The sequence below is a fragment of the Candidatus Phytoplasma fabacearum genome, assembly GCF_030586805.1.
GTDB classification, from domain to species: domain Bacteria; phylum Bacillota_I; class Bacilli_A; order Acholeplasmatales; family Acholeplasmataceae; genus Phytoplasma; species Phytoplasma fabacearum.
The window spans coordinates 1-8298 of the sequence record NZ_JAOSIM010000019.1 but is presented as its reverse complement, the minus strand read 5'-3'; the positions used below and the strand labels follow the sequence as shown (position 1 = coordinate 8298).

Annotated in this window: 6 protein-coding genes; 2 read left to right on the top strand and 4 right to left on the bottom strand. The window is 19.5% G+C overall.

Going from position 1 to position 8298, the window contains the following annotated elements; genetic code table 11:
• Positions 1–104: 104 nt before the first annotated feature.
• Entirely contained in the window at positions 105–386 is a 282-nt protein-coding gene (locus OC705_RS02000) for a hypothetical protein (protein ID WP_304514050.1), read from the bottom strand.
• 952 nt (positions 387–1338) lie between these two features.
• Here OC705_RS02000 and OC705_RS01995 point away from each other — a divergent pair.
• Complete coding sequence (locus tag OC705_RS01995) at positions 1339–1962, top strand: sigma-70 family RNA polymerase sigma factor (protein ID WP_304512606.1); 624 nt, start codon at positions 1339–1341, stop codon at positions 1960–1962.
• A gap of 128 nt (positions 1963–2090) precedes the next feature.
• Entirely contained in the window at positions 2091–3224 is a 1134-nt protein-coding gene (locus OC705_RS01990) for a hypothetical protein (RefSeq protein WP_304512607.1), read from the top strand.
• 776 nt (positions 3225–4000) lie between these two features.
• On the opposite strand, the gene acpS is transcribed toward OC705_RS01990, so the two are convergent.
• The 3 genes from acpS to OC705_RS01975 all read right to left on the bottom strand — a co-directional run bounded on the left by acpS (position 4001) and on the right by OC705_RS01975 (position 7603).
• Positions 4001–4339 carry a holo-ACP synthase gene (gene acpS, locus OC705_RS01985; protein ID WP_304512608.1) on the bottom strand — a complete coding sequence of 113 codons (339 nt, stop codon included), beginning with the start codon at positions 4337–4339 and terminating at the stop codon, positions 4001–4003.
• Between the two features lie 20 nt (positions 4340–4359).
• Positions 4360–6375: an NAD-dependent DNA ligase LigA gene (gene ligA, locus OC705_RS01980; RefSeq protein WP_304512609.1), complete on the bottom strand. Its 2016-nt coding sequence runs from the start codon at positions 6373–6375 to the stop codon at positions 4360–4362.
• Positions 6376–6631: 256 nt separating this feature from the next.
• On the bottom strand, positions 6632–7603 hold the full coding sequence (locus tag OC705_RS01975; protein WP_304512610.1) for a hypothetical protein: 972 nt from the start codon (positions 7601–7603) through the stop codon (positions 6632–6634).
• Between the last annotated feature and the right edge of the window lie 695 nt (positions 7604–8298).

Below are 8298 nucleotides of genomic sequence, written 5' to 3'. Positions count from 1 at the left end.
TGCTGTTATCAACTCTTCTTTCGAACTAGTTGATCAAGCCCACCTTGCAGTGTTTACGTGACCTCTAGAGATTATCACTCTAGGCTATGCGTTAAATAGCGGAATTATGAGCATCTTTTGCGCCCTAATTCTATATAAGATTTTTCTTGTTTTTCTAATATTTTTAACAAAATTACTTCTTCATTATCTTTAGAATTATTCGTTTGAAAATTATTGAGTTCTGTAATATATGTTTTTTTTTGGACTTCAATATCATTCAAAAAAGTATCTAATTTCTTTTTGTCTTCTGATGATAATATATCTAATTCTTTATTTAATTTTTGTGTTTGATTTAAATCTGCATCTAAAATTATTCGATATTGAAAAATCTTATTTTTTAAATCCATTATTTTTTGCTTATTTTCATCATAAAAATGAGCTAAAAGCGGATTTATTAAACAACATTTAAAAAACAATATGATTAGAATTAAATATTGAAATAATAAAATATTTGTTTTATTTTTATCTAAAATTTTAATATTAGTTATTAATTCTCTTTTCTTTTTATTTTTAAAAATTATGTAATAAATATATTTAGTAAATAATATTTTTGTTAGATAAATTTTAATTATGTTTCAAATTTATAATTTTTAATTTTTTTTCAGATTTTCAAATTTCATTTTAAAGTTATCATTTATTTCCCTTTTAAAGAAGGAATATTAAGATATTTTATTAATAGAAAAATATTCTAAATATATAAAATATCTAACTTAATTATAACATATAAAATTGTTAATATTATATGTTGTTGTTTAAGCGGAATATGTTAGTGATATTTTATTAAAATAATTTTTTTTAATATTTAATGATTTTTTTATGTTAATACTTTATTAAAAATTTTTTATAGTCATTAATAATTATTATTAATCTTAATTTTTATATTATAAATAATAAATTTTAAAATTAAAAAAAATATTATTTTTAAATTAAATTTATTATATCGATATTTATTTTAAAATATTGTTTTTTTATTTTAATAAGAAATTTTAAACTTTTTTACCTAACTAAATAAAGAACAAATGAAATTTAATTTTAAATATTTTATATATACCAAAAATATACATTTCGATAAGCGATATGTTTTCATATTCTTATTATTAAAAAAAGAAATTGGGATATATTTAGAAGAAAATAATTTTAATTTAAGTTTGTTTATTTGGTAATTTTTTTAGCATGTAATAAAGATCTTTATTCATGAAATTTATGTAACGATAATAAATTTAAATTTACAAAATATATTGTTAAGATTTATTTTATTAATAATTAATTAACTTTAATAACGTTTTAGAAAGGAAAAATATGCCAAGAAAAAGATTATTTTCACTTTTTTTAAAAGATAAAAATAACTTATCTATTAGAAATCAATTAATTGAAGCTCACGCTCCTTTAGTTTATAAAATTGTCAATCAATTTAAATATTATCCTTTTATTTTAAACAAAGAAGATTTAATTCAAGAAGGTTTTTTAGGTTTAATTCGTGCTTTAAGTTATTATCAAGATCAAGGTTATGATTTTATTGCTTATGCTAGACCAACTATTAAATTTGTAATTCGTGAATTGATTCGGCATAGTCATATTCCAGTTGTACCTCAAAAAAATTTTTATATAGTTAATACTAATTTTCAAGATACTATTTATTATTCTTTTGCTAACTATTCTTTAAATCCTCATCAAAATTGGTTAAACCAAGTAGATTATGAATTTTGGATTCAAAAAATAAAACAAACTTTAAATTCATCAGAATTTAAAATTATTGGTTTAAGTTTTGGTTTTTTTAATAATTTTCAATGTCATAAAAAAATTTCTTATCGAGAAATAGCTTTTTCTTTGCAAATGACTCCTAAAAAAGTGCAAAAAATACGTAAAAATGCTATTCAAAAACTTAAAAGAAAATTAAATTATCTTAAGAATTTACGTATATAAATCTAATAGATATTATATAAATTAAAATTTAATTTATTTTAAAATTGGATTTATTGGTTATTATTTGAAAAATATATATTATTAAAACTTATTAAATTTAAAATCAAAGTTATGGAGTTTATAAAAATATGAAATTATTATTCAAATTCAATAAATTTTTAATATTTTTCTTTCTAATTCAATTAATTTGGATATTTAATAATAACTTTTTAAAGTTATTCGCTTTTAATATTGAGAATTACGAAAAAGATTATAATACAAAACATTATGCTGTTCATTGGCGTCACGAAAAAGGCCATATGTTTTCTGAAAAAGCTTATGTTTTTTATAATTTTTTCCCTTTTAAAATGGTCCCTTGTAGAACTTATCAAGAATTCGCTAATACTAAACAAATTATAAAAAATACTACTATTTTAACGAGTAATTTATTATTCCCTGTTAATAGATTTTTTAAAGTTTTAGATATAGTTCAAGAAACTACTGGTGATAAATATATTAATGATTCGGATGATAAAATCGCCTTTATTAATGAATTTTTGAAATATTTTATTCAATATCATCCGGAAAAAGGTATATTTTTTTTAGATCCTAATCAGTTAAATGATATTTATTATATCGATATTGCTTTGTGTAATTGCGATATGTCGAATTCTTTATTTTCTATGAGTTATGATTTATTAGAGAATTTTTTGCAAAATGAGTTAGAAAAAATACCTTATGAAGATATTTTTTTTAATGAAGCATCTGAAATAGAAATGGCTGAATTAGGTCTTAATATTCAAAATTTTTATCAAAAAATTTTGGAAAATAATATTCTTAAGAATCATATTAAACAAAAAGTAATTAAAAAAATTAAAGATAAAATAAGTTTAAAAATTTTCAAAACTGGTTTGAATAAAACAACTAAATTTATTACTAGTAAATTAATTTGTAATCTTTTACTTCCTGGAGCGATAGAAAGTTATGAAATGTTAAAACAAAATAAAGATGCTACTCATTATATTCATCAAAATATTCGTTTATATATAGAAAACAATAATCTTAAAAAAACATTAGGATTTGCTTTTCATTATAATAATTTAGAAAATCAATTAGAATTTTTTGTAATAGAACAAAATACGTTATCTTCCCGATTATATTCTCGTTTTATCGAGAAAATAAAAATTTTTAATTCTTCTCATATGTTAATTAGTTTGTTACAATCTAAAAATCTAGGAATGCCTAATATGAATTTAAATATTTACGGCGGTAAAGTTAAATGATTTAAATTAATATAATTAATTATTTATTATTAAATTTTTTGGATATTTATCAAATAACAATTAGCTCTTTTAATAATTTTAATTCATTCGAAATATTACTTTAATATTTTATATTATTCACAATTTTGTATTTTTTTTAATAAAAACAATTAAAATTTTATTTTAATTATATTAATGACTTTTATGATAATTATTTATAAAATTTTAAGACATAGATTGTTTAATATTTGTTTATTTGAATCAAAAAATATAACTTTATTTTAAATATTGATTTTTATTATATTTTTGTATTAATGTATTATATATCGAATTTGTTTATTTTCTGAATAGACTAGTTATAACCGAAATAAAAAGATATTTTATATCAAATGGTTTAATAACAAATATATAAATGTATTAATAAAATATTCATTAATAGTGATTTTGGATAATTAGATATTTATAAAAAAAAGATCAACTTAATTGTTGATCTTTTTTTATCGATGAATTGCTTTGAAATCCATTGATTAAGTTCACTTTGTTTTGTTTTTTACTATTTTATTTTTGAAAAAAATTATTAATTATTTAATCTTAAAGTATGAATAAAAATAGGATAATTGTTAATATATTGTGCTCTCTATTCTTGATAAATTAACACATATATATGTGTGTTAATTTTGGATTATATTAAGATGTTTTTTGGTTAAATTTAAATTTAAAATCAAAATTATGTTATAACATGGATAATTAAAATATTTTTTTGGATATTTTTTATATTAATTAAAAGTAACTCAAGATCATAACATAATAACAAAAGCTAAAGCGTATTTGTCGGTATGAGTAATGGATATCGCAAATTGATTATTATATTTATCTATTATATAAGGAGCTCCTGTATTGTCATTTAATATAGACCAATCGCAATAATTATTGGTTAAATTGCCTTTTTGATAAGCTTTAAATATGGCTTCTTTAGCGGCCCACCTTCCTGCTAAAAAAACACTTTTGCTTTTTAAAGAATTTATTTTTTTATAAACTTGATATTCTGAAATAGATAAAATTCGATTAGATATCGAAGTTAATCCTATTTGAATAATTTTATTAATTTCAATTAAATCGATACCGATATTTTTCATTTTTTATAATTACTACCTTTTTAAATTGTTTTTTTATTTTGTAACAAAATTTTATATAATTCTAATTCTTGAATAATAGTAATTTTTAGATTTTTAGCTTTTTCTAATTTTTTTTGGCTGCAATTTGTTCCACAAATTAAATAATTAGTTTTTTTAGATATATTAGTAACTATTAAAGCCCCTAATTGTGATAAATGTTGAATTATTTGTGAACGTGTATATTGAGATAATGTTCCTGTAATAATAATTTTTTTGTTTTTAAAAAAATTATCATTAATATAATTAATATTATTTTGATTACAAAAATTTAATTGATTTTTTTGTAATTGAATAATTTCTTGAATATTTTTTTCGTCATTAAAAAAATTATGTATACTATTAGCTATTTCTTGTCCTATTTCATGTATATTAGTTAATTGTTCTATTGTAGCTTTTTTTAAATTATATATATTAGAGAAGTTATTAGTTAAAATTTTAGCTATTTTACTACCTACATGTTTTATTCCTAATCCGAATAGAAGACGATCAAAAGATTTTTGTTTACTATTTTCTATAGCTTCTAAAATATTATTAATTTTTTTAATACCAAAAAAAGGTAGTTGCAATAATTGTTGTTTTTTTTCTTTAAGATTATATAAATCAGAAATTTTTTGAATAATTTTTTTTTGGAATAAAATAGTTAATGTTTGTGAACCTAAAATATTGATATCCATAGCTTCTTTAGAAGCAAAATGAATTATTTTTTGTAATTGTTGTTCATGACATTCCGGATTAATGCAAAAATAATTAATTTCATTATTGTCTTTTTGTAATAAGGAATTACAAGAAGGACATTTTGTAATCATTTCAAAAGGTTTAGTAGAATTAATAACTCTTTTGTTAGTGATTACTTTGATAATTCTAGGAATAATAGAACCTGATTTGACAATAATTACACTGTCATTAATACGAATATCTTTGGTTAGAATATAATTGTAATTATGTAAGGTAACTCGTGATATTTTGCTACCATCAAGTATAATAGGTACAAGAACTGCTACAGGATTAATTATGCCAGTGCGTCCTACGTAGAATACAATATTTTTAATTATAGTTTCGCCTGTGATGGAATTAAATTTATAAGCGATAGCGTATTTAGGAAATTTATTTGTATAACCTATTTTTGGATATAAATCAAGTTGGTTTAATTTTATCACAATACCATCTACATCATAATTTAAAGAGGTTTTTAACTCTATATAATAATCTATAAATTTAATTAAATCAGACCAAGAATTGATTACGCGATAATATGGATTTACAGAAAAACCTAATTTTTTTAATAATTCTAAAACTTCTTTTTGGCTATTAACTATTAACGAAGTGTTTACAATATTATATAAAAAAGAGGATAAGTTTCTAGAAGCTACAACATTAGAATTTAATAATCTGACAGTTCCCGATGCAGCATTACGAGGATTAGCAAAAGATTTTTTTTGTTCTTTTTGATTTTGTTCATTTAATTTTTTAAAATTTTCATAACTAAAAAAAATTTCTCCTCTTACTTCTAAATCTATTGGTTGTAAAAGTTTTAATGGAATATCTTTGATATTTTTAATATTATGAGTTACTAATTCTCCTACTAAACCATTGCCTCTTGTAGTAGCTTGTGTTAAAATTCCTTTTTCATATTTTAAATTAATAGCTATACCATCTATTTTTAATTCTGTAATAAAATTACAATAAGGATATTTTTCTATTATCTTTGTATAAAATTTTTTTACTTTTTCGATGTTAAAAGCATTGTCTAAAGATAACATAGGTTTGCTATGAGTTATTTTAGGTATTTTTTGGTCATCTAAACAACCACCTATTTTATCAGTTGGACTATTTTTTAATTTATATTGTGGATACTTTTTTTCTAGATATATTAATTCTTGTAACAAAGTATCATATTGTTGATCACTTAAAGAAGATTGATTCAAGTGAAAATATTCATAATTAGCTTGATTTATTTTTTGAGTTAATTGTTTAATTTTTTTTATAATATTTAACATACTTTTTTATCTATTTCCGTATTAAATATTTTAAGATGTTTTAAATTTGCGATTTTGAATTAAATTTATTTAAATTTCCATAAATATCCAATAAGGTTAAAAAAAAATATGCATATTTTAATATATGCATATATAAAATATATTTTTATCTGTGAGTTTTTTTTATTTATTTTATAATATTATGACTAAGTAATTAAAAATTAACCTTTAATATTAATTTTTTGGAGATATATTTATAGAATACGAAATTTTTTATCTAAAAATTAGGTTTAGGAAAGACACGTTTGTTAGTGTTAAAGTCAATAGTTGTTTCAATTACGTCTAAATTTGTTTCAATTACTTTATTGTTGCTATCGAAAGATTTAGTCTCAATTAAAATTTCATGCTCAAGGTAATTGAATTTTTGAATAGAAGATATTTTTTGATCTGGAGTCATAATAGTTATTTTGGAGATTTTTTGATCTTTATTAAATTCTTCTATAATATTTAATTTTCCATCGACATATTTAAAATTTTCTATTTTTATTGGATTTTGTTGATTATCCTTGTCCCAATAAATTTTTTTTTCTATTTTATAAGGATCAGTTAATTGATAAAAACTTGTTGCTATTAATTGTTCTTCATTGTTAAATTCCAAAATATGACGTTTTACGAAATTTTTAGTTTTTTCATCATATACATTTAATATTTCAGTTTTAATTTTATTATCTTTATAAAATAAAACTGATTCTGATTTAGAATTATCAGCAACAATTATTTTTTTTAACAATTGATTGTTTTGATATTCTTCTATTTGTTTCAAATTAGTATTGTCCTCATTTAAAAAGACTTTACTTATTAATTCTCCAAATTTATTAAAATATTCAATATGATCAATTTTTTCTTCTGCATTATTTTTAAAAACTATAACACTTTGAACAGCTTCATCAGTTAATTTTTTCAAAGAAATATTTAAGGAGTTAGTTTTTTGTTTAAAAAAGTTTTTTTGTAATTCTATACTTTCTCGCAAAGACTTTAGAATAGGTTCATAGTTGTGTTTATTTATATTAATATTATTATTATTATTTTGTTGAGTTTTAGTTTCAAGATTTACTTTATTATTGTGTTGAATTTTGTTATAACTTTCTAATAGTTGTTTATGATTTTGAGATAATTTCTCATTTTCTTCTTCTATTTCTTCATTATGCGCTAATACATTCATAATAAAAAAAATTTGTCCTGATAACATTAAAAAGATGACAAAAAATATTAATATTTTGTATAATATGTTTTTTTCGCTGTTGGAATTCATGTGTTTCAGTTGATCTCACTTTCTGATGACTTATAGAAATCTAATAAAATCTTACTTCGCGATAATAAACCATACACAATCCTATATTAATCTTAATTTTATAAAAAGTGGAAATTTAAATTTTAAACAAACGCAATCTAATTATAACAAAAAATTATATAATAATAAATATTAGTTATTACAAAATTTATTTTTCAAACAAATATGCTAAATACAGTTAAAATATGTTATGTAGTCTAATTTTTAATTTTAAAAAAATTAAGTTTAGATTATATTTTATATAGAATAAAACTTTATAAAAATTTTTTCAAATTTTTTTTTTAATCTTTTATTTATATTAAAATACATAATTTTTTATTCTATATCTTAATAAGTGTGTATAATTTTAATTATTAGTTTAATTTAATTATTAATAATATTTGTTAAAAGGTTAAATTTTTCTATATTAAAAATTGTAAATACAATATTTAATTAAAAAAAATTATTATTTTTAATTAATATTTGCCAAAGAGGCCTAAATATCAAGTTAACTAACCAATATCCAGGGGCGATAAACCCTGCAAGGATAAGAACGATTCTTGAAAAGGAAACTCTCAGGAATTACAGCAATTCTTAAAAGCGGGTTGCGACGA

What these genes read in the sequence shown, in the direction of transcription:
- acpS (WP_304512608.1), bottom strand. Translation starts at nt 4,339, where the DNA reads ATGAAAAATATCGGTATCGATTTAATTGAAATTAATAAAATTATTCAA.
- ligA (WP_304512609.1), bottom strand. Translation starts at nt 6,375, where the DNA reads ATGTTAAATATTATAAAAAAAATTAAACAATTAACTCAAAAAATAAAT.
- OC705_RS01990 (WP_304512607.1), top strand. Translation starts at nt 2,091, where the DNA reads ATGAAATTATTATTCAAATTCAATAAATTTTTAATATTTTTCTTTCTA.
- OC705_RS01995 (WP_304512606.1), top strand. Translation starts at nt 1,339, where the DNA reads ATGCCAAGAAAAAGATTATTTTCACTTTTTTTAAAAGATAAAAATAAC.
- OC705_RS01975 (WP_304512610.1), bottom strand. Translation starts at nt 7,603, where the DNA reads ATGTTATCAGGACAAATTTTTTTTATTATGAATGTATTAGCGCATAAT.
- OC705_RS02000 (WP_304514050.1), bottom strand. Translation starts at nt 386, where the DNA reads ATGGATTTAAAAAATAAGATTTTTCAATATCGAATAATTTTAGATGCA.